Genomic DNA, 20,703 nt, shown 5'->3' with positions numbered 1-20,703 from the left:
TTGAGAGGACCAACCATGGCAATGAATCTTGATCGTAGAAACTTCCTGGGGCTCGCCGGACTCGGAGTCGGCGCCGCCGCCCTTGCAGCATGCGGCGGTCCGTCGACGGGCGGCAGCGCAACGAGCAGCAGCCCCTCGGACATCGACTTCACGGGGGTCAAGCCGGCCGGCTCCTTCGACTTTTGGACCAGCCACCCCGGGCAGTCCCAGGCCGTCGAGCAATCCATCATCGACAAGTTCCAGGCGAAGTTCCCGGACATCAAGGTGAACCTCGTGACGGCGGGCGCCAACTACGAGGAAATCGCGCAGAAGTTCCAGACCTCGCAGGCAGCGAAGTCGGCCCTCCCCGGCCTCGTGGTGCTCTCCGACGTCTGGTGGTTCCGCTACTACACCAACGGCAATATCATCCCGTTGGACGGACTCATCAAGCAGATGGACGTCAAGATTGACGACTTCCAGAAGTCCCTCGTCGCGGACTACCAGTACGCCAACAAGCAGTGGGCGCTCCCCTACGGCCGCTCCACCCCGCTCTTCTACTACAACAAGGACCACTTCAAGGCCGCCGGCCTTCCGGACCGGGCTCCCAAGACCTGGCAGGAGTTCGCCGAGTGGGCCCCCAAGCTCCAGGCAAGCTCGGGCGCGAAGTACGCCTACATCTACCCGGCCCTTGCCGGATACGCCGGCTGGACCCTGCAGAACAACCTGTGGGGCTGGGGCGGCAGCTGGTCCAACGGCTGGACCTTCAACTGCGACTCCACCGAGTCCGTCACGGCCCTGCAGTGGGCCCAGGACTCCATCTACAAGGACAAGTGGGCCGGCGTCTCCTCCAAGAACGCCGCGGACGACTTTTCCGCAGGCATCACGTCCACCACGATCTCCTCTACCGGAGACCTGCTGGGCGTGCTGAAGTCCGCTAAGTTCAACGTCGGCGTCGGCTTCCTGCCGGGCGGCCCCAAGGCCGAGACCAACGTCTGCCCCACCGGCGGCGCGGGGCTCGGGATTCCCAGCGGCGTCAGCAAGGAAGTCCAGCTCGCGGCTGCCACTTTCCTGAAATTCATGACCGAACCGGAGAACACGGCGGCATTCTCCGCTGCCACCGGCTACATGCCCACGCGCGTTTCCGCGGACATGACTGCAGTCCTCGCCAAGACTCCGCAAATCAAGACGGCCATGGACCAGCTCGCCGTGACCAAGGTGCAGGACAACGCCCGCGTATTCCTGCCCGGCGCCGATCAGGAAATGGCCAAGGCCGCTGCGAAGATCCTCACCCAGCAGGGCGACGTGAAGGCCACCATGACGGACCTCAAGACAACCCTCGATGGCATCTACACCAAGGACGTGAAGCCCAAGCTCAAGAGCTGAGGCTCAACGCGCCGAGTGCTGCCCGCTGCCCAACTAGCTTGCAATTAATGTCGTTTTGACGCGTCAGAACGACATCTAATGCGAGCTAGTTGGGCAGCCGCGCCTGATCAGGGAATCGGAACGGGCACGACGCCGAGCGGCGCCAGCTGCTCCGCGCCGCCGTCGGGCGCGGAAAGCACCCAGATGCCCTTTTCGTGGACGGCGACCGAGTGCTCCCACTGGCACGAACGCTTCCCGTCGGTGGTCACCACAGTCCAGTCGTCGTCGAGGGTTGCTGTTTCGATGCTGCCGCGGACGAGCATGGGCTCAATCGCAAGGCACAGTCCCGGCCTGATTTTCGGGCCTCGGTGGGTGGTGCGGTAGTTCAACACGTCAGGGGCCATGTGCATCTCGGAGCCGATGCCGTGGCCTACGTAGTCTTCCAGGATGCCCAGCGGCTTTCCCGGGACGGAGGAGACGTAGTCGTCCACGGCGTTGCCGATATCGCCGACGAACTTGCCTTTGGCCAAAGCAGCGATTCCGCGCCACATGGCGGCTTGGGTGACATCCGAGAGCCGCTGATCTTCAGGATCCGCCGCGCCGACTATCACAGTGCGTGCGGAGTCGGAGTGCCAACCGTCAACGATCGCCCCGCCATCAATCGAAATGATGTCCCCATCCTGCAGGACCCGGTCGCCTGGGATGCCGTGAACCACTTCCTCGTTGACGGATGTGCAGATGGTGGCGGGGAAGCCGTGGTATCCGAGGAAGTTCGACTTCGCTCCAGCGTCGATGAGGACCGCGGCGAAAACGGCGTCGATCTCGCGCGTGGTCACGCCCGGTTTCGCAGCTTCAACGGCTGCGTCGAGCGCTCTGCTGAGGACCAATCCGGCCTCGTGCATTTTGCGCATTTGCTCATTGGTCTTGTATTCGATGCGGGGCTGGCCGAACGCCATGGTCTCCTCTTGTCGTGTGCTGCTTGTGGTGGGCTGCAGATCCAGACCCCCTCTGGCTTCCTATTTTCCCGCATCAGCGGCCCAGCCCGAAACCGGAGCCACAAACGCCCGTGAATTGGTTCTGATTTCAGGCGCTCAAACGGGGAAGCAAAAAGGGCGTGTCCCGCACGGGAGCAGTCAGCTCCGGCGCGGGACACACCCTCTTCAACAGTCGTGCGGCGGCTAGACCGCCTTGGCTGCCTCGATGGCCAGCAGCACGCGATCCGTGACCTCGTCGATGCCGCCAATGCCATCGACCTGGGTCAGGATGCCCCGTTCGGCATACTTGGCCACGACGGCCTCGGTCTGCTCGTGGTAGAGGTCCAGGCGGTGGCGGATGACGCCTTCGTTGTCATCCGAGCGCCCGGTCTCCTTGGCACGGCCCAGCAAACGAGTAACAAGTTCCTCGTCGTCGGCCGTCAGCTGAAGCACGACGTCGAGCTTCTCTTCCGTGTCGGCGAGGATCCGGTCCAGGTATTCCACCTGGGCGGTGGTGCGCGGGTAGCCGTCGAGCAGGAAGCCGTTCTCGACGTCGCTCTCACTCAGGCGGTCGCGGACCATCTTGTTGGTGACGCTGTCCGGAACGAAATCGCCGGCGTCCATGTACTTCTTTGCCTCGATACCCAGCGGGGTTTCGCCCTTGACGTTCGCACGGAAGATGTCGCCGGTGGAGATGGCGACTACGCCCAAGCGCTCGGAAATCCGCTCAGCCTGGGTTCCCTTGCCCGAACCCGGGGGTCCAATGATCAGCATTCTCGTCATCGCAAAAGCCCTTCGTAGTGACGTTGTTGTAGCTGCGCATCAATCTGCTTGACGGTTTCCAGGCCCACACCCACCATGATCAGAATCGACGTGCCACCGAACGGGAAGTTCTGGTTGGCGCTGATCAGGACGAGTGCGACCAGCGGAATCAACGCCACGAAGCCCAAGTAGAAGGCGCCGGGGAGGGTGATCCTGGAAAGCACGTACTGCAGGTAGTCCGCGGTCGGTTTACCCGCCCGGATGCCCGGAATGAACCCGCCGTACTTCTTCATGTTGTCCGAGACCTCTTCAGGGTTGAAGGTGATCGCGACGTAGAAGTAGGTGAAGAACACAATCATGACGAAATACAGCGCCATGTAGATGGGGTGGTCGCCCTTGGTGAGGTTGTTGTTGATCCACTCAACCCACGGAGCGATGGACTCTCCGGCCTTCGGCTGGTTGAACTGTGCAATCAGCCCCGGCAGGTAGAGCATCGAGGAGGCAAAGATGACAGGCACGACGCCGGCCATGTTCACCTTGATGGGGATGTAGGTGCTGGTGCCGCCCACGGTGCGCCGGCCGATCATACGCTTGGCGTACTGGACCGGAATGCGCCGCTGGGACTGCTCCACGAAGACCACGAGCGCGACGGTTACGAGGCCGATCGCCAACACCGTGAAGAAGGTGCCCGGTCCCTTGGAGTTCCAGATGGCACCGAGCGAGGTCGGGAAGCCGGCAGCGATGGAGGTGAAGATGAGCAGGGACATGCCGTTGCCCACGCCCTTCTCGGTAACCAGTTCGCCCATCCACATGATGAGGCCTGTACCGGCCGTCAAGGTGATGACCACGAGGATCGTGGCGATGATGCTCGTGTCCGGGATGATCGGCAGCTGGCAGTTCGGCAGCAGCTGTCCGGAGCGTGCCAGGGACACCAGCGTGGTGGCGTTCAGCAGGCCCAGCGCAATGGTCAGATAACGCGTGTACTGCGTCAGCTTCGACTGGCCCGAGGCACCTTCGTCATACAGCTGCTGGAACCGCGGAATGACCACGCGGAGCAGCTGCACGATGATGCTCGCCGTGATGTACGGCATGATCCCCAGGGCAAAGATCGAAACCTGCAGCAGTGCACCACCGCTGAACAGGTTGACGAGCTGGTAGAGGCCGCCCTGGTCCTGATTGCTTGACAAACATTGCTGAACATTTTGGTAGCTCACACCAGGCGAGGGGATAAAAGCTCCCAAGCGGAAGATTGTGATGATTCCCAGCGTGAACAACAACTTGCGTCGCAGATCAGGCGTCCGAAATGCCCGGCCGAATGCGCTTAGCAAGCGTCCTCCTGAGTTAAAAGTCCAAGGGTGTCGAAAGGGGTCATTGAAACCCAACACCCGAGTCTAACGGTTTGATGCGCCATGCGAACAATCGAGGGGTGCGCGCCATATCAAAAAACTCCCGGAGCAGGGGGCCGAAGCCCTCCGCACCGGGAGTCTTTTTACAGCGAGCGATAGCCCAGAGCCCTTAGAGGGCAGTGGTGGTTCCGCCTGCTGCTGCGATCTTCTCAGCTGCGCTGGAGGAGAAAGCGTGGGCGGTGACGTCAACCTTGACGGTGATGTCGCCGGTGCCCAGCACCTTGACGGGCTGGTTCTTGCGAACGGCACCCTTCTCAACCAGGGACTCGACGGTGACAGCGCCACCTTCCGGGAACAGCTCGTTGAGCTTGTCCAGGTTTACAACCTGGAACTCAACCCGGAACGGGTTCTTAAAGCCGCGAAGCTTCGGCAGGCGCATGTGCAGCGGCAGCTGGCCGCCGGCAAAGCCAGCCTTGACCTGGTAGCGGGCCTTCGTACCCTTGGTACCGCGACCTGCGGTCTTACCCTTGGAGCCTTCACCACGACCAACACGGGTCTTGGCAGTCTTGGCACCGGGGGCGGGACGCAGGTGGTGGACCTTCAGAGTGTTCTGCTTGTCGGCAGCCACGTTCTCTGCCTTATCGGCGGTTTTGTTCTCGGCCATTACTTCGCCTCCTCTACATTCACGAGGTGCGGAACCGTGTTGAGCATTCCAACGGTTACGGCATCAGCGGTACGGACAACAGTGTGTCCGATGCGCTTGAGGCCGAGGGACCGCAGGGTCTCACGCTGGTTCTGCTTGGCGCCGATGACGCCCTTGATCTGGGTGATCTCCAACTGAGCGTCGGAGGGAGTCAGGTTCTTAGCCATGACTAGACACCTGCCTTCTGGTTCTGGAGTGCGCGCACCAGAGCAGCAGGAGCAACCTCGTCCAGCGGCAGGCCACGGCGGGCTGCCACGGAAGCGGGCTCTTCCAGTCGCTTCAGGGCGTCAACAGTCGCGTGAACGATGTTGATGGCGTTCGAGGAACCGAGCGACTTGGAGAGAACGTCGTGGATACCGACGCATTCCAGTACCGCGCGGACCGGACCACCGGCGATAACACCGGTACCCGGGGAAGCCGGACGCAGCATGACAACGCCTGCTGCGGCCTCACCCTGCACGCGGTGCGGGATGGTGTTGCCAACGCGGGGAACGCGGAAGAAGGACTTCTTAGCCTCTTCAACGCCCTTCGCGATAGCTGCCGGAACTTCCTTCGCCTTGCCGTAGCCGACGCCAACCAGGCCGTTGCCGTCACCGACGACGACCAGGGCGGTGAAGCTGAAGCGACGACCACCCTTGACGACCTTGGCAACACGGTTGATGGTTACAACGCGCTCTACGAACTGGCTCTTCTCGGCCTCGCGACCGCCGTCGCGGCCACCACGGCCACCACGGTCGCCGCGGCCCTGGCCACGGTCACCACGCTCGCCACGACGGCCGCCGCGGCGGTCGTCGGTGGCAGCAGCAGTCTCAGTTGCCTCAGCAGCTGCAGCTTCAGTCACCTGAATGTCCTTTTCGTTATTCTCAACGGTCACAGTGCCAGCCCACCTTCACGTGCGCCGTCAGCGACGGCGGCGATCCGGCCGTGGTACTTGTTACCACCGCGGTCGAAGACAACAGCTTCGATGCCTGCAGCCTTGGCACGCCCGGCAACGAGCTCGCCGACGCGCTTGGCCTTGGCAGTCTTGTCGCCGTCGAATGCACGAAGGTCAGCTTCCAAAGTGGAGGCGTAAGCCACGGTTACACCCTTGCTGTCATCGACAACCTGGACGAAGATGTGGCGTGCGGAGCGGTTGACGACCAGACGAGGACGAACAGCCGTGCCGGTGATGCGCTTGCGGATACGAAGCTGGCGACGGCTGCGTGCAGCAGACTTGCTCTTGTTCGTACGCTTCTTGTTAATTGCGATGGCCATGGTTTACTTACCAGCCTTTCCGACCTTGCGGCGGATAACTTCGCCGGCGTAACGGACACCCTTGCCCTTGTAGGGGTCGGGCTTGCGCAGCTTGCGAATGTTGGCAGCAACCTCGCCGACCTGCTGCTTGGAGATACCAGCGACGGAGAGCTTGGTCGGCCCCTCCACCGTGAAGGTGATGCCTTCCGGAGCGGAGACATTGACCGGGTGGCTGAAGCCGAGAGCGAACTCAAGGTCAGAACCCTTGGCCTGAACGCGGTAACCGGTACCAACGATTTCAAGCTTCTTTTCGTAGCCCTTGGTGACGCCCTCGATCATGTTCGCGATCAGGGTGCGGGTCAGGCCGTGCAGGGAACGCGAAGCGCGCTCGTCGTTCGGGCGGGTGACAGTCAAGGTGCTTTCGTCCAGGGTGACCTCGATCGGGCTGGCTACAGTGTGGCTCAGCTCGCCTTTGGTGCCCTTGACGTTGATGACAGAGCCATCAACCTTAACTTCAACGCCGGCAGGAACGGTGATGGGGAGACGTCCAATACGTGACATTATTCTCTTCCTTTCCCGTTACCAGACGTACGCGAGGACTTCGCCGCCCACGCCCTTCTTGCCGGCCTGCTTGTCAGTCAGGAGGCCGGAAGAGGTGGACAGGATTGCGATACCCAGGCCACCCAGCACGTGAGGCAGGTTGGTGGACTTCGCGTAAACGCGGAGACCAGGCTTGGAAATGCGGCGGACACCAGCAATCGAACGCTCGCGGTTCGGACCGAACTTGAGGTCGATGGTCAGCTTCTTGCCGACTTCGGCTTCCTCTTCCTTCCAAGCAGCGATGTAGCCTTCTGCCTTCAGGATGTCGGCAACGCGTGCCTTGAGCTTGCTGTACGGCATGCTCACGGTGTCGTGGTATGCCGAGTTGGCGTTGCGCAGACGCGTAAGCATGTCTGCGACAGGATCTGTCATAGTCATTGTGGGCTCTTGCCCTTCCTCGTAATGGTTTCCGCGTTGGCTGCAAAGCAGCCGCGGCCGGACCTACTACGTAGTTATTAGTCTTCGGATTTGAACGGGAAGCCAAGTGCCTTGAGCAGCGCACGGCCTTCGTCATCGGTCTTTGCAGTGGTGACGACCGTGATGTCCATACCGCGAACGCGGTCGATGGAGTCCTGGTCGATTTCGTGGAACATAACCTGCTCGGTCAGACCGAAGGTGTAGTTGCCGTTGCCGTCGAACTGCTTGCCGTTGAGGCCGCGGAAGTCGCGGATACGGGGCAGGGCGAGGGTCACGAGGCGGTCCACGAATTCCCACATACGGTCCCCACGCAGAGTTGCGTGTGCACCGATGGGCATGCCTTCGCGCAGCTTGAACTGTGCGATCGACTTGCGGGCCTTGGTAACCTGCGGCTTCTGGCCGGTGATCAGGGTGAGGTCGCGGACAGCGCCGTCGATCAACTTGGAGTCCTTGGCGGCATCTCCAACACCCATGTTCACAACAACCTTCACCAGGCGGGGAACCTGGTTCACGTTCTCGTACTTGAATTCCTCAACCAGGGTCTGCTTGATGGAATCGGCGTACTTCGTCTTCAGACGCGGAACGATCTTCGCTGGAGTCTCGAGAGTCTCAGTCATTAGATGTCCTTCCCGGATGCCTTGGACACGCGGACACGGACGGACTTGGAGACGCCGTCCTTCTCAACGGTCTCGAGACGGAAACCAACGCGGGTCGGCTTCTTGGTCGAGGGGTCAACAAGAGCAACGTTGGAGACGTGGATCGGGGCCTCAACGACCTCGATGCCACCGGTCTTGGTGCCGCGCTGCGACTGACCGACCTTGGTGTGCTTGGTGACTCGGTTGATGCCTTCTACCAGGACGCGGTTGGTCTCGGTGAACACGCGAAGAACCTTGCCCTGCTTGCCACGGTCGCCGCCACGTTCCTGCTTGGCGCCGGTGATGACCTGAACCAGGTCACCCTTCTTGATCTTTGCACCCATGGGTTACAGCACCTCCGGAGCCAGCGAAACGATCTTCATGAACTTCTTGTCACGCAGTTCACGACCAACCGGGCCGAAGATACGGGTACCGCGGGGGTCGCCGTCGTTCTTCAGAATCACAGCTGCGTTCTCGTCAAACTTGATGTAGGAACCATCCGCACGGCGGCGTTCCTTCTTGGTACGAACGATGACAGCCTTGACGACGTCACCCTTCTTTACGTTGCCGCCCGGGATAGCGTCCTTGACGGTTGCGACAATGACGTCGCCAATGCCTGCGTAGCGACGGCCGGATCCACCGAGAACGCGAATGGTAAGGATTTCCTTAGCACCCGTGTTGTCGGCGACCTTCAGTCGCGACTCCTGCTGAATCAATTTTTACTCCTTGCGTCGCGCCGGTTCTCAGACCGAAATGGAGCATACGGAATGAGCCTTGCGGAACGGTTGATCGGGGTGTCTCTTGACCTGCCTGGATTTTGCCAGTGCAGGCCTAAACTCCCGTGCCGCCAGCATCAGCTTCCCTTGCGGAAATAACTGCGCGGGGCAGTATGCCGCGGCACGATTGTTTACGAGGTGGTTGTTGACGCACAACTGGCGCCATACAAACTCAATATCCTAGCACGTTTTATGCTAAGGACCGAAACGCGGAAAGGCCCGCATTCCTTCCGGAATACGGGCCTTCCACCAATCCATATCGCTGCCGGACAAAGCCCGGCGCGGGATTACTTAGCCTTTTCGAGGATCTCGACCAGGCGCCACCGCTTTGTAGCGGACAGCGGGCGGGTCTCAGAGATCAGAACGAGGTCGCCGATGCCGGCGGTGTTCTGCTCGTCGTGAGCCTTGATCTTCGAGGTGCGGCGAATGACCTTGCCGTACAGAGCGTGCTTCACGCGGTCTTCAACCTGAACAACGATGGTCTTTTCCATCTTGTCAGAGACAACGTAGCCGCGACGCGTCTTACGGTAACCGCGCTGTTCAGCGCTGGCTGCTGCTTCCGTCACAGTTTCCTTCTGTTCGCTCACTTGGCGTCCTCTCCAGCCTCGGCTTCGGCCTTCTCAGCCTTGGCTTCTGCCTTCTTGGACTTCTTTTCTTCCTTGGCTTCCACAACCGGTGCGGCAACCTCGGCACGAATGCCCAGCTCGCGCTCACGGAGAACGGTGTAGATGCGTGCGATGTCCTTCTTTACCGCGCGCAGACGACCGTGGTTCTCCAACTGTCCGGTGGCGGACTGGAAACGCAGGTTGAACAGCTCTTCCTTGGACTTGCGGAGTTCTTCAACGAGACGCTCGTTGTCGAAACCGTCCAGCTGTGCGGGTGCGAGATCCTTCGACCCTACTGCCATTTCTATTCACCACCTTCGCGACGCACAATGCGTGCCTTCAACGGCAGCTTGTGGATTGCCAGGCGCAGTGCCTCGCGAGCTACCTCTTCATTGACACCGGCGAGCTCGAAGAGAACGCGGCCCGGCTTGACGTTTGCGACCCACCATTCCGGAGAACCCTTACCGGAACCCATGCGGGTTTCGGCCGGCTTCTTCGTCAGCGGACGGTCCGGATAAATGTTGATCCAGACCTTACCGCCACGCTTGATGTGGCGGGTCATCGCGATACGGGCAGACTCGATCTGACGGTTCGTGACGTAGGCCGGGCTCAGCGCCTGGATGCCGTACTCACCGAAGGTGACCTTGGTGCCGCCCGTTGCAGCGCCGGAACGACCCGGGTGGTGCTGCTTACGGTGCTTGACTCGACGTGGGATAAGCATTTAAGCCTGTCCTCCTTCTGCTGCGGGAGCAGCAGCTTCAGCTGCCGGAGCCTCTGCAGCAACAGGTGCTGCGTCAGCTGCCGGACGGTCGGTACGACGACGGCGGTCACCACGGTCGGCGCCACCCGGGCGGCCCGGGCGGTCGCTCGGACCACGGCCGCGGGACGGAGCAGCAGCTGCCTGCTGAGCCAGTTCCTTGGCAGTGACGTCGCCCTTGTAGATCCAGACCTTCACGCCGATGCGGCCGAAGGTGGTCTTGGCTTCGTAGAAGCCGTAGTCGATGTTCGCACGCAGGGTGTGCAGGGGCACACGGCCTTCGCGGTAGAACTCCGAGCGGGACATTTCTGCGCCACCCAGTCGACCGGAGCAAGCAATACGGATACCCTTGGCACCCGCACGCTGTGCGGACTGCATGGCCTTCTTCATCGCACGGCGGAAAGCCACGCGGGAAGTCAGCTGCTCAGCAACGCCCTGGGCAACAAGCTGGGCTTCCATCTCGGGGTTCTTGACCTCGAGGATGTTCAGCTGGACCTGCTTGCCGGTGAGCTTCTCGAGCTCGCCGCGAATGCGGTCTGCTTCTGCGCCGCGGCGGCCGATGACGATACCCGGGCGGGCCGTGTGGATGTCCACGCGGACACGGTCACGGGTGCGCTCGATTTCGACCTTGGCGATGCCAGCGCGCTCCATACCCGTGGACATGAGCTGGCGGATGCGGATGTCTTCGCGAACGAAGTCCTTGTACCGCTGGCCAGCCTTGGTGCTGTCAGCAAACCAGTGCGATACGTGATCGGTGGTGATGCCGAGTCGGAACCCGTGCGGGTTTACTTTCTGTCCCACTTAGCGAGCCTCCTCTTTCTCCGGGGTAGCGACTACCACGGTGATGTGGCTCGTGCGCTTCTTGATCTGAAATGCGCGACCCTGAGCACGCGGCTGGAACCGCTTCATGGTCGGGCCTTCATCAACAAACGCTTCGCTGATGTAGAGGTCTCCTTCGTCAAAGGCAACGCCGTCGCGGTCCGCGAGGACCCGTGCGTTTGCCATTGCCGACTGAACTACCTTGAATACCGGCTCCGAAGCTGCCTGTTCGGCGAACTTCAGAATTGCCAGAGCCTCATTCGCTTGCTTACCACGAACAAGGTTGACGACGCGCCGGGCCTTCATAGGCGTTACGCGGATGTGACGCGCAATAGCCTTGGCTTCCATTGCTTTCCTTCTCTCGTCTTAGCCGTAGAGCGAGCGCCTTAGCGGCGCTTGCCCTTACGGTCGTCCTTGACATGGCCGCGGAATGTCCGCGTGGGAGCGAATTCGCCGAGCTTGTGCCCGACCATCGACTCAGTGACAAACACCGGAATGTGCTTGCGTCCGTCGTGAACGGCAATCGTGTGACCCAGCATGTCCGGGACGATCATCGAACGGCGGGACCAGGTCTTGATGACGTTCTTGGTGCCCTTTTCGTTTTCCCTGGCGACCTTCACAAAGAGGTGCTGGTCTACGAAAGGACCTTTTTTCAGGCTGCGTGGCATGTGTCCAGGCTCCTATCGCTTGTTCTTGCCAGTACGGCGGCGACGAACAATAAGCTTGTCGCTCTCTTTGTTGGGGCGGCGGGTGCGGCCTTCACGCTTACCGTTCGGGTTGACCGGGTGGCGTCCACCGGAAGTCTTACCTTCACCACCACCGTGCGGGTGATCGACCGGGTTCATGGCGACACCACGGACGGTCGGGCGAACGCCCTTCCAGCGCATACGGCCGGCCTTACCCCAGTTGATGTTCGACTGCTCGGCGTTGCCGACCTCGCCGACGGTTGCGCGGCAGCGCACGTCAACGTTGCGGATTTCACCGGAGGGCAGACGCAGCTGGGCGAAACGGCCTTCCTTGGCGACGAGCTGAACCGAAGCACCTGCGGAACGGGCCATCTTGGCGCCGCCACCCGGACGCAGTTCAACTGCGTGGATGGTGGTACCAACCGGGATGTTGCGCAGCGGCAAGTTGTTGCCCGGCTTGATGTCAGCGTCGGGGCCAGCCTCGACGAAGTCACCCTGGGACAGCTTGTTCGGGGCGATGATGTAACGCTTGGTGCCATCAACGTAGTGCAGGAGGGCGATGCGAGCCGTGCGGTTCGGATCGTACTCGATTTCGGCAACGCGGGCGTTGACGCCGTCCTTGTCGTGGCGACGGAAGTCGATCAGACGGTACTGGCGCTTGTGGCCACCACCCTTGTGACGGGTAGTGATCTTACCGGTGTTGTTACGGCCGCCAGTCTTGTGCAGCGGACGCAGCAACGACTTTTCCGGAGTCGATCGCGTGATTTCGGAGAAGTCGGCTACGCTCGAGCCGCGACGGCCCGGGGTAGTCGGCTTGTATTTACGGATTCCCATAATTCATTTCCTCGTTAAAGTGGTCTCCGCTACGCGAGCGGACCGCCGAAGATGTCGATTGTGCCTTCTTTGAGGGTGACAATTGCACGCTTGGTGCTCTTGCGCTGTCCCCAGCCGAATTTGGTCCGCTTGCGCTTACCGGCACGGTTGATGGTGTTGATCGATTCGACCTTGACGGAGAAAATCTTCTCCACGGCCAGCTTGATCTCGGTCTTGTTCGAGCGGGGGTCCACCAGGAAGGTGTACTTGCCCTCGTCGATCAGGCCGTAGCTCTTTTCCGAAACGACGGGTGCAATGACGACGTCGCGCGGGTCTTTGATGGTGGCTGCACTCACTTGGCATCCTCCTCGTTCTTTGCCTTGTCAGCGATGAAAGCCTCGAACGCAGCCTTGGTGAAGACAACGTCGTCGGAAACCAGCACGTCGTAGGTGTTCAGCTGGTCTGCGTACAGAACGTGAACATCTGCGAGGTTGCGCACGGACAGTGCGGCAACATCGTTGGCGCGCTCGATAACAACGAGCAGGTTCCGACGCTCGGAGACTGCACGCAACGCGGCCAGTGCTGCCTTGGAGGACGGCTTGGTGCCGGCAACCAGTTCAGAAACGACGTGGATGCGGCCGTTACGGGCGCGGTCGGACAGGGCGCCACGCAGTGCGGCAGCCTTCATCTTCTTGGGGGTCCGCTGGCTGTAGTCACGCGGCGTCGGGCCGTGGACGATGCCACCACCGGTCATGTGAGGAGCACGGATGGAACCCTGACGGGCGCGGCCGGTGCCCTTCTGCTTGAACGGCTTGCGGCCTGCACCGGAAACTTCGGCGCGGGTCTTGGTCTTGTGGGTACCCTGGCGAGCAGCAGCGAGCTGTGCGACGACGACCTGGTGCAGCAGCGGCACGTTGGTCTGGACGTCGAAGATCTCTGCAGGCAGGTCTACCTTGACAGTGCTAGTCATTTAACTAGGCTCCCTTCACGGCGGTGCGTACGAGGACGACCTGGCCGCGGGCACCGGGGACGGCACCCTTGATAAGGAGCAGCGACTTCTCGGCGTCAACAGCGTGAACCGTAAGGTTCAGCGTGGTGTGACGTTCTGCGCCCATGCGACCGGCCATTTTCAGACCCTTGAAGACGCGGCTCGGGGTGGATGCGCCACCGATTGAACCGGGCTTGCGGTGGTTCTTGTGCGCACCGTGGGAGGCTCCAACACCGTGGAAGCCGTGACGCTTCATAACACCGGCGAAGCCCTTACCCTTGCTGGTGCCGACGACGTCGATCTTCTGACCGGCTTCGAAGAGCTCAACAGAAAGCTCCTGGCCCAGTTCGTAAGACGCGGCGTCTGCAGTGCGCAGTTCGACGACGTGGCGGCGAGGAGTTACGCCAGCCTTTTCAAAGTGACCAGCCAGCGGCTTGGTGACCTTGCGGGGATCGATCTGGCCGTAGCCGATCTGAACGGCGACATAGCCATCAGTCTCTGCGTTGCGCAGCTGGGTGATGACGTTGGAGTCAGCCTGGACGACAGTTACCGGGATGAGCTTGTTGTTCTCGTCCCAGACCTGGGTCATGCCGAGCTTCGTGCCCAGCAGGCCCTTTACGTTACGGGTTGCGGTCATAGTTTTCTCAGCACCTCCCTACAGCTTGATTTCGATGTTCACGTCAGCCGGCAGGTCGAGACGCATAAGCGAGTCAACAGCCTTCGGCGTGGGGTCGATGATGTCGATCAGACGCTTGTGAGTACGCATTTCAAAGTGCTCACGGCTGTCCTTGTACTTGTGGGGAGAGCGGATAACGCAGTACACGTTCTTCTCCGTCGGCAGCGGCACGGGGCCCACTACCGTTGCGCCTGCGCGCGTGACCGTCTCAACGATCTTCCGCGCTGAAACATCAATGACCTCGTGGTCATATGACTTCAGCCGGATGCGGATTTTTTGTCCCGCCATGTCGCCTGACTCTCTTTCAGTCTGTGCTGCCCTCGAATAAAGGCTGCCCTGTTCACTTACGTGTTGTATGTGGCTGCCGAAGCATTTGAAGTAGTACTACCACCCGCCGCACAAGCTGAATCCGGAGGGATCCGGGTTCCTCAACTTGCCGGTGTAACCGACCCCCGCGGTCGGGCGTGTCGCGATTTCCACGCAAACGCGTCCGTATTCCTTTGGGGATCTGGGTTATGTTTGGGCTTCAGCTTGGACCCTGACACCCGGCATTATCCGGATCGGGACGCGAAGAAGCGCTTGAACAACTCACCTAGTATGCCGGAATTCCCCGGCATAAGCCAATCGGGCCTCCCTGACCATTGCCATCGGCACCTGCGCTCGGGATGATGGGGGCATGACCGTCCAAGATGCTGCCACTGTGGGGGATCTTGCAGGCCGCATCCGGCCGGACTTCACTTTGGGTGTCGCTGCCGCGGCCTTCCAGATCGAGGGCTCGCTCACGGCGGACGGACGCGGACCGTCGAGCTGGGACGCGTTTGCCGAGAAACCGGGCGCGATCGTCGACGGGCACTCCCCTGCAGTCGCCTGCGACCACTACAACCGGACGGACGAGGACATTGCCCTCATGCAGGACCTGGGCGTGGATTCCTACCGGTTCTCCCTCTCCTGGCCGCGAATCCAACCCGGCGGCAAGGGGCCCATCAACCAACAGGGCCTGGATTTCTACGACCGCCTGATCGACAAGCTCCTGAAGGCCGGGATCTCCCCCATGGTGACCCTGTTCCATTGGGATACTCCCCTGCCGTTGGAGCACGACGGCGGCTGGCTGAATCGGGCGACTGCGGAACGGTTCGCCGAATACTCCGCCGCGGCCGCACACCGCTTCGGTGACCGCGTGGCGCAATGGGTCACCCTCAACGAACCGGTTTCGGTCGCGTTGCAAGGTTATGCGCTCGGTGTCCACGCTCCCGGCAGGCGGCTGCTCTTCGATGCCCTGCCGGCTGCCCACCACCAGTTGCTGGGGCACGGCCTCGCCGTCCAGGCGCTGCGCGCCGCAGGCGTGGCGGGAACTGTCGGCGTCGCCAATGTCCACTCTCCGGTCCGGCCCGCAAGCAAGCGGCTTGCAGACGGTCTCATGGCCAAGGCCTTCGACCTCATCTTCAACCGGGTGTACGCCGATCCCATCCTCCTGGGGAAGTACCCAAAGCCGCCGCTCCAGGTAAGGCCTTGGTTCCGGGCCTTGGGCAAGGTCCGCGACGAGGACCTCAAAACCATCCACCAGCCGTTGGATTTCTACGGCCTGAACTACTACTACCCCGTCAAGGTGGCCTCGGGCCGCGGCGACGGAACCGCCCACTGGAACACCCCGGACATGATGGCCAAGCTGCCGTTCCATCTGGCGGCGTTTCCCGAATACGAGACGACAGGATTCGGTTGGCCTGTGGCTCCCGAACACCTCGGAATCCTGCTGCGGGAACTGAAGGACCGCTACGGAGCAGCGCTGCCTCCGCTGTTCATCACGGAGAGCGGCGCGAGCTTTCCGGAACCGGACCACACCCAGGGTCCGGTGCACGACGCCGACCGCATCAGCTATCTTGCCTCGCACCTTGGCCAGGCCTTGAGGGCCACTGCCCCCGGCGGGATCGCCCACGACGTCAAACTTCTGGGCTACTACGTCTGGACGCTACTGGACAACTTCGAATGGGCCGCAGGCTATTCGCAGCGGTTCGGCCTGGTGCACGTTGATTTCGATACCCTTGAGAGAACCCCCAAGGACTCGTACTACTGGTACCAGTCCTTGAGCAAGGCGCGACGGGGCTGATTCGAAGTCACTTTGTGGACCGATTGTGCTAAATCAGTCTTTCCTGTTCGCCCGATTGATGCGCTTGGCGCGCTCGATCTCGCGGCGGAAGTATTTCCTTCCCCACAACACCCCGGCTACCACAACAACCACCAAGACCAGAAAAATCAGCGTTCCCATTTCGCATTCCTCCCTTGAGGCAACGGTATCAGGGCGCAGTCCTGTTGAGGCGCCAGACCGCAAGGACAATCAATGCCAAGGCGATCACGGCGAGCATCGCGAAGGCATAGGAACGAAGGGCCCACATCACGCTGAGCGCAACACCCACGGCACCCCACCACACGAACGTGCGCTCGGCGAGGACAAGTCCGGCAAGCACTAGCACCGCAAATCCGACGAGGACCCATAGCTGCTGTGGCACAGTGCCCGGGAAGAGGCTTCCTGGCACTATCGAGAGGAGGCCTCCGAAGGACAACAAGCCTGAAGCGATCCCCCCTCTGATACGCCCCTCCAGCGCGTCCCCAACGTAATAGCGCACCCCTGCCAAAACCGCACCTTGGACCGCGAACCACTGCACCACCCAAAAGAACTCGGGCCTGGCTCCATGGACGAAGAGGACCGCCCGCTGTGCGGCTGAGAGCACCAGCACCGCACCGAGCTCCGCGACAGCGAATCTGATGGCGCGTGGTACCTCGAGGAAAGCCACGGCCACGGCAGCGCCGAGCAAGCACGTTCCTGCCACAGCGGTGTCATCGTGCAGTAGGCCTGCAGCTGCGGCCAGGGCAAATCCCCCTCCTGCTGTTACAGCGAGCGACAACTTGCGCACTGGGTGCGATCCCACGCCCGGGATCCGGGACCAACGGACAGCGTAAAGCACAGCGGCCGATCCTGCGCAGCCCAGGAGCCACGGCAGGAAATCCTCCCATTGAGCCCCAGACAGCCACAGGAGCCGAGCGTCATCCAGGACCGAAGCAGCCAAGACAGTAGCACCAACGAGGCTCGCGGCGGAGGCTAGCGGGTAGAAGCCCGGCATTCCCTCGACGTGGGAGGCTACGAAGCACACCATTGCCAGCACCAGTCCAGCCATTCCCACGGCGGTGTCCGATACGTCAACGGACGCCACCCCTCCGGCACCGCCGAAGCCCAGCGCCGCCGCCAGCCAGAACCAATGTTCAGGGACGCCGCTTCCTGGTTGGACGAGTAGCCTCACGCAAGTCACCACGAGTGACATAGCGAGCAGCACCAGGGGCACAGCCGTGTGGCCCAGCAAGGGTTCGGCCAGCCAGGTCCCGGGAGGGAAGGACACTTCGGGTCCGGCTGCCACCACCACTGCGATCGACGCCGGAATGGTGAAATACACAGCGCCTCGGGCGGTGAAGATCCGATGCGCGACCACGGCGGAAACCAACAGCACGGCCAGCTCAAGCAGCAGCACCCAGCGGCCGCCGTCGTGGGCTTCCGGCTGAGACACAGACGAAAGGTACGTCGCCGGCAGCACTGCTTGCGCGCTGAGCGTCACCCACACTGCCGCCTGTTGGAAGGGAATCTGCTGCAATCGGTTCCGCATGAGCCCGCGGATGATGTGCTGCAGCACCAGGACTCCCGCGAAAGTCAGCGACACCGCCGTGGCGGAGGCTGATACGTCGTGGGCAAATACCGCGGCAACGGCGGCCGTGAGAATCCTGGCGGCGATGAAGTAGACGCCCTTCGCCATGCGCGCGGGCACCGCAGCGACCATGACGGCGCTGAATACGGCGAAGATGGCAAGCAAAGCCTCGACCTCGTGAATGTGCCCACCGCGAAGCAATAGCAAGAGCGCCAACGTCGCCGGCGCGAAGACCGCGGAGGCGGCCTCGGTGCGAAGCAGGAACCCCGCCGCCACAGCCGACCCCGCCATGGTGATCGAGATCGCCACCGCCTGCCAGCTTCCGGCCACGGAGCCGTCGGAGTACCTCCCGGAGACGCTGACGACGGCGACTGCGCCGGCCATGAAGGGGAGCACCACGGCGGAATCGACTGTCGCAAGGCCCCGGTCAATACTGCGGACCGCCTCCACGAGGGGCGGAATCAGTTGGACTGTCAAGGCGACGAACACCACGGTGGCAAGCTGAAGCCTCTCCCCCGCCACCACCAAATCGCCTCCGTCCCGGAGCAGCTGCAGATAGCCTGTGCCGGCGAGCAGGGTGACGAGCGCACGGGCTGCCCACCAATAGCTGCGGCGATGCAGGGTGCGGGGAAGGCGGAGCGCCTGAACGGCGAAGTACAGCGCGCCGACGAGCAACACCGTGTTTCCCAACGACACGGACACTGCCCCGAAGGACAACGCCCCCGACCAGGCAAATGCCGCCGGGGCGAGGAACTCGACCACCCTTCCGGTCCTCACGGCGTCGCCCACAGCTTTCGGGAACAGCGTCAAGCCGAGCAAAGCGACTGCAAGGACATGAATCACCACGGCCGATACAGTGAGGGGCTGGCCCGATGCTTGGTCCAGCAAAAAAAGCAAAGGCAGCGCTGCCATGCCGGTACCGGCAAAGGCTGCGAGGCAGGCGGTCGGCGCGAAGGTGCTGACACCCGAGCGGATCAGCGCGGCCTCCAATAGCAACTGGAACGTCACTGCGGCGAGGAACGCCAGGACGACGGCGGCAAGGCGCTCGGGAGTCTCCGGCACTACCGCCGCCGTCGCTGCCGGGACACTGAGAGTGAGCGCAATGCGCCCCGCGAGGACAAAGGCCTTGCGTTTGCCCTCCCTAGGCCTGCTTGCGCGCAGCAGCCAGAACGCGCCGGCGATAGCCAACAATGCCGCTGTCGGCCAACCGCCCAGCTCATCGGCAAACGGGGCAGCAATCACAAGAGCGGCAACAGGGAGCCACTCGGCCTCGCCGCCCAGCTTCCACGCCAGGACCAGACCGCACAGGAGGGCCGCGAACAACGGGATCCCCACGGGCGTCCCGGAATGCCGGACCAGGATGGCAAAGCCCGCCATGAAGGCAGCCGCCGATTGAAGGCCAAAACACGCCACGGCATCAATGCGGCAGCGCCGGATCGCCTGGGATGTGCCCGGCCCAGGGAACCAACGGACCAGCCTGCTGCTGTCGAATGCCGACCATAGCGACTGCGCCGCAAGGAGAACGATGCCGGCCAGCAGCACTTCCGGGAGTCCAAGCCCCGCGTCGGACAGGAGTACAAGGAACGCCACCGTGAATGAGAGCCGCGCGGCATAGAACTGTGGGAGCCGGAAGATGCCCTGCGGAAGGGCCGCCATCACGGCAAAATACAGTCCACACGCCATCATGACGATGGCGTACTCGCCCTTCCCCAAATGTTGGGGAACGAAGCTCGCGGCAAGCGTAACGAGCGGCACCACATAGGGGTGGAGGGACATCAAGGGCCGGACATAGACCGGCGGAAGCCAGCGCGGTCTGCGCATGGCTATCAGGGTCAGGACTACGGCGAATCCGATCAGGCATGCGAAATACCAGACGAGGGCACCGCCCAGCATGGACACGCCCGACCACGCCGCGGAGACCACGAAGCTCAACGACAGGAAAGCGAGAACCCTGTTGTCGAGTCGCACCGCGGCGACAACATAGGCCACTGTCCCGACGACGGACGTAACCAGCCAGGCCGCCGGGCCATTGTGCAACGCGAAGTTGTACATCGCCAGGCCCGTCACGGGGATCAACGCAAGGCCTGTTCCCGCGAAGGCGATCGCGGCGGGCCGAAGCCTGGAAGCCCTCGCATGGAGGATGAAACCCGCAGCATAGAAGGCAGCCGTGATGGCCCAGACTCCGACGAAGCGGAGAACGGACGGAAGGCCGGAGCCGATGAACAGCGCCGAAGCGGCGACCAGCAGAAGGCTTGCCACGTAGAGGGTGATGTTGATGTTCTGCCGATCCCGCTTCCGCTTCCGGGCCGCTTCCTCTTCCCGCAGGGCCTCCGGCGGGATCCGGGCCTCTGGCGACTGGATTGCTTGCATCCGGGCTGGTTGCGGCTGGATGGGGAATGGCCAAGGTTCAAGTGGAACGGGCAGGGCCGGAACGGTCTTGGCTGGGGCGGCCTGGCCTGGAGTTGCTAGGGCCGGGACGTCCTGGACGGGAGCTGTCGCGCGCGTTTGCCAACCCTCCGGGCGCGACGGGCCGGACTCCCGGTACTCCGCGGGAGCAGCGCCGCGGTGGGCCTCGGCGTCGCGCCACCCTGCAAGGTGGCCGGCCAGATAGCCTGAGCGATACTGCCTGACGGAATCGTCTGCAAGCCGTGAGGCAGCACGTTCGGCAAGCCAACGCCCTTTCGATTTCCCTGAGGAATACGACACCAAAGCAGTGACCAGGACAAAAACCATTACGAGGATGGTGCCAAAGAAGCCAGACATTCCTGCTCTCCTGTCCACGGGCGACGAAGCCGCACGGCCTGCGGATCCGCGAAGTCACGGATCCACACTTCGTCATTAATCCATTCGATAGATAAACCATAGCAAAGAAGAACCCCGCCA

27 protein-coding genes are annotated in these 20,703 nt (G+C 62.1%); 2 read left to right on the top strand and 25 right to left on the bottom strand.

Features of this window, described 5'->3' with window-relative positions; translation table 11 throughout:
• Nucleotides 1-15: 15 nt before the first annotated feature.
• The gene (locus tag AC1DJB_RS00940) at nucleotides 16-1,362 is read left to right on the top strand and encodes an ABC transporter substrate-binding protein (RefSeq protein WP_306958973.1); all 1,347 of its coding nucleotides are present in this window, start codon (nucleotides 16-18) and stop codon (nucleotides 1,360-1,362) included.
• Nucleotides 1,363-1,469: 107 nt separating this feature from the next.
• Here the strand turns inward: AC1DJB_RS00940 and map are convergent, their stop codons facing one another.
• The 23 genes from map to rpsJ all read right to left on the bottom strand — a co-directional run bounded on the left by map (nucleotide 1,470) and on the right by rpsJ (nucleotide 14,419).
• Nucleotides 1,470-2,297, bottom strand: a complete 828-nt coding sequence (gene map, locus AC1DJB_RS00935) for a type I methionyl aminopeptidase (protein WP_307052493.1) — start codon at nucleotides 2,295-2,297, stop codon at nucleotides 1,470-1,472.
• A gap of 222 nt (nucleotides 2,298-2,519) precedes the next feature.
• Nucleotides 2,520-3,089: an adenylate kinase gene (locus AC1DJB_RS00930; protein WP_306959321.1), complete on the bottom strand. Its 570-nt coding sequence runs from the start codon at nucleotides 3,087-3,089 to the stop codon at nucleotides 2,520-2,522.
• A 5-nt stretch (nucleotides 3,090-3,094) separates the two neighbouring features.
• Nucleotides 3,095-4,405 carry a preprotein translocase subunit SecY gene (gene secY / locus AC1DJB_RS00925; RefSeq protein WP_059387373.1) on the bottom strand — a complete coding sequence of 437 codons (1,311 nt, stop codon included), beginning with the start codon at nucleotides 4,403-4,405 and terminating at the stop codon, nucleotides 3,095-3,097.
• A gap of 187 nt (nucleotides 4,406-4,592) precedes the next feature.
• Nucleotides 4,593-5,087 carry a 50S ribosomal protein L15 gene (gene rplO, locus AC1DJB_RS00920; RefSeq protein ID WP_284991834.1) on the bottom strand — a complete coding sequence of 165 codons (495 nt, stop codon included), beginning with the start codon at nucleotides 5,085-5,087 and terminating at the stop codon, nucleotides 4,593-4,595.
• Nucleotides 5,087-5,293, bottom strand: coding sequence for a 50S ribosomal protein L30 (gene rpmD / locus AC1DJB_RS00915; protein ID WP_059387371.1), 207 nt, complete (start codon nucleotides 5,291-5,293; stop codon nucleotides 5,087-5,089). The genes rplO and rpmD overlap by 1 nt, the downstream gene beginning before the upstream one ends.
• Nucleotides 5,294-5,295: 2 nt before the next feature.
• The gene (rpsE, locus tag AC1DJB_RS00910; RefSeq protein ID WP_171983517.1) at nucleotides 5,296-5,967 is read right to left on the bottom strand and encodes a 30S ribosomal protein S5; all 672 of its coding nucleotides are present in this window, start codon (nucleotides 5,965-5,967) and stop codon (nucleotides 5,296-5,298) included.
• Nucleotides 5,968-5,996: 29 nt separating this feature from the next.
• Nucleotides 5,997-6,380: a 50S ribosomal protein L18 gene (gene rplR, locus AC1DJB_RS00905; RefSeq protein WP_059387369.1), complete on the bottom strand. Its 384-nt coding sequence runs from the start codon at nucleotides 6,378-6,380 to the stop codon at nucleotides 5,997-5,999.
• A gap of 3 nt (nucleotides 6,381-6,383) precedes the next feature.
• Nucleotides 6,384-6,920 (bottom strand): 50S ribosomal protein L6, encoded by a 537-nt coding sequence (gene rplF, locus AC1DJB_RS00900; RefSeq protein WP_059387368.1) that lies wholly within the window; start codon nucleotides 6,918-6,920, stop codon nucleotides 6,384-6,386.
• A gap of 18 nt (nucleotides 6,921-6,938) precedes the next feature.
• Entirely contained in the window at nucleotides 6,939-7,337 is a 399-nt protein-coding gene (gene rpsH / locus AC1DJB_RS00895) for a 30S ribosomal protein S8 (protein ID WP_028265096.1), read from the bottom strand.
• Nucleotides 7,338-7,414: 77 nt separating this feature from the next.
• Entirely contained in the window at nucleotides 7,415-7,993 is a 579-nt protein-coding gene (gene rplE / locus AC1DJB_RS00890; protein ID WP_059387367.1) for a 50S ribosomal protein L5, read from the bottom strand.
• The gene (rplX, locus tag AC1DJB_RS00885; RefSeq protein ID WP_059387366.1) at nucleotides 7,993-8,355 is read right to left on the bottom strand and encodes a 50S ribosomal protein L24; all 363 of its coding nucleotides are present in this window, start codon (nucleotides 8,353-8,355) and stop codon (nucleotides 7,993-7,995) included. Before rplX ends, rplE begins: the two co-directional genes overlap by 1 nt.
• 3 nt (nucleotides 8,356-8,358) lie before the next feature.
• The gene (gene rplN / locus AC1DJB_RS00880; protein WP_003803789.1) at nucleotides 8,359-8,727 is read right to left on the bottom strand and encodes a 50S ribosomal protein L14; all 369 of its coding nucleotides are present in this window, start codon (nucleotides 8,725-8,727) and stop codon (nucleotides 8,359-8,361) included.
• 347 nt (nucleotides 8,728-9,074) lie between these two features.
• Entirely contained in the window at nucleotides 9,075-9,374 is a 300-nt protein-coding gene (gene rpsQ, locus AC1DJB_RS00875) for a 30S ribosomal protein S17 (RefSeq protein ID WP_059387365.1), read from the bottom strand.
• Nucleotides 9,371-9,694, bottom strand: a complete 324-nt coding sequence (rpmC, locus tag AC1DJB_RS00870) for a 50S ribosomal protein L29 (RefSeq protein ID WP_059387364.1) — start codon at nucleotides 9,692-9,694, stop codon at nucleotides 9,371-9,373. The genes rpsQ and rpmC overlap by 4 nt, the downstream gene beginning before the upstream one ends.
• Before the next feature lie 2 nt (nucleotides 9,695-9,696).
• Nucleotides 9,697-10,113, bottom strand: a complete 417-nt coding sequence (gene rplP / locus AC1DJB_RS00865) for a 50S ribosomal protein L16 (RefSeq protein WP_028265101.1) — start codon at nucleotides 10,111-10,113, stop codon at nucleotides 9,697-9,699.
• Nucleotides 10,114-10,950, bottom strand: a complete 837-nt coding sequence (gene rpsC / locus AC1DJB_RS00860) for a 30S ribosomal protein S3 (RefSeq protein WP_028265102.1) — start codon at nucleotides 10,948-10,950, stop codon at nucleotides 10,114-10,116. It lies immediately after the preceding gene.
• Nucleotides 10,951-11,316, bottom strand: a complete 366-nt coding sequence (gene rplV, locus AC1DJB_RS00855; protein WP_028265103.1) for a 50S ribosomal protein L22 — start codon at nucleotides 11,314-11,316, stop codon at nucleotides 10,951-10,953. It abuts the gene before it with no gap.
• Between the two features lie 38 nt (nucleotides 11,317-11,354).
• Nucleotides 11,355-11,636 (bottom strand): 30S ribosomal protein S19, encoded by a 282-nt coding sequence (rpsS, locus tag AC1DJB_RS00850; RefSeq protein WP_018773666.1) that lies wholly within the window; start codon nucleotides 11,634-11,636, stop codon nucleotides 11,355-11,357.
• Between the two features lie 12 nt (nucleotides 11,637-11,648).
• Nucleotides 11,649-12,488 carry a 50S ribosomal protein L2 gene (rplB, locus tag AC1DJB_RS00845; RefSeq protein ID WP_028265104.1) on the bottom strand — a complete coding sequence of 280 codons (840 nt, stop codon included), beginning with the start codon at nucleotides 12,486-12,488 and terminating at the stop codon, nucleotides 11,649-11,651.
• A gap of 29 nt (nucleotides 12,489-12,517) precedes the next feature.
• Nucleotides 12,518-12,823: a 50S ribosomal protein L23 gene (rplW, locus tag AC1DJB_RS00840; protein ID WP_059387362.1), complete on the bottom strand. Its 306-nt coding sequence runs from the start codon at nucleotides 12,821-12,823 to the stop codon at nucleotides 12,518-12,520.
• Entirely contained in the window at nucleotides 12,820-13,437 is a 618-nt protein-coding gene (gene rplD, locus AC1DJB_RS00835; protein ID WP_059387361.1) for a 50S ribosomal protein L4, read from the bottom strand. The genes rplW and rplD overlap by 4 nt, the downstream gene beginning before the upstream one ends.
• A gap of 4 nt (nucleotides 13,438-13,441) precedes the next feature.
• Nucleotides 13,442-14,092, bottom strand: a complete 651-nt coding sequence (gene rplC / locus AC1DJB_RS00830) for a 50S ribosomal protein L3 (protein ID WP_059387360.1) — start codon at nucleotides 14,090-14,092, stop codon at nucleotides 13,442-13,444.
• 18 nt (nucleotides 14,093-14,110) lie between these two features.
• Nucleotides 14,111-14,419, bottom strand: a complete 309-nt coding sequence (rpsJ, locus tag AC1DJB_RS00825; protein WP_003803825.1) for a 30S ribosomal protein S10 — start codon at nucleotides 14,417-14,419, stop codon at nucleotides 14,111-14,113.
• 388 nt (nucleotides 14,420-14,807) lie between these two features.
• Here rpsJ and AC1DJB_RS00820 point away from each other — a divergent pair, with 388 nt between their 5' ends.
• Nucleotides 14,808-16,235 (top strand): GH1 family beta-glucosidase, encoded by a 1,428-nt coding sequence (locus tag AC1DJB_RS00820; protein WP_307052492.1) that lies wholly within the window; start codon nucleotides 14,808-14,810, stop codon nucleotides 16,233-16,235.
• A 33-nt stretch (nucleotides 16,236-16,268) separates the two neighbouring features.
• On the opposite strand, the gene AC1DJB_RS00815 is transcribed toward AC1DJB_RS00820, so the two are convergent.
• Nucleotides 16,269-16,394 (bottom strand): hypothetical protein, encoded by a 126-nt coding sequence (locus tag AC1DJB_RS00815; RefSeq protein WP_284991831.1) that lies wholly within the window; start codon nucleotides 16,392-16,394, stop codon nucleotides 16,269-16,271.
• A gap of 28 nt (nucleotides 16,395-16,422) precedes the next feature.
• Complete coding sequence (locus tag AC1DJB_RS00810; protein ID WP_441432577.1) at nucleotides 16,423-20,583, bottom strand: hypothetical protein; 4,161 nt, start codon at nucleotides 20,581-20,583, stop codon at nucleotides 16,423-16,425.
• Nucleotides 20,584-20,703: the final 120 nt, after the last annotated feature.

Source organism: Arthrobacter sp. 01T428 (genome assembly GCF_056398685.1).
The sequence above is the reverse complement of the archived record's forward strand: the minus strand, read 5'-3'. Positions and strand labels throughout refer to the sequence as shown.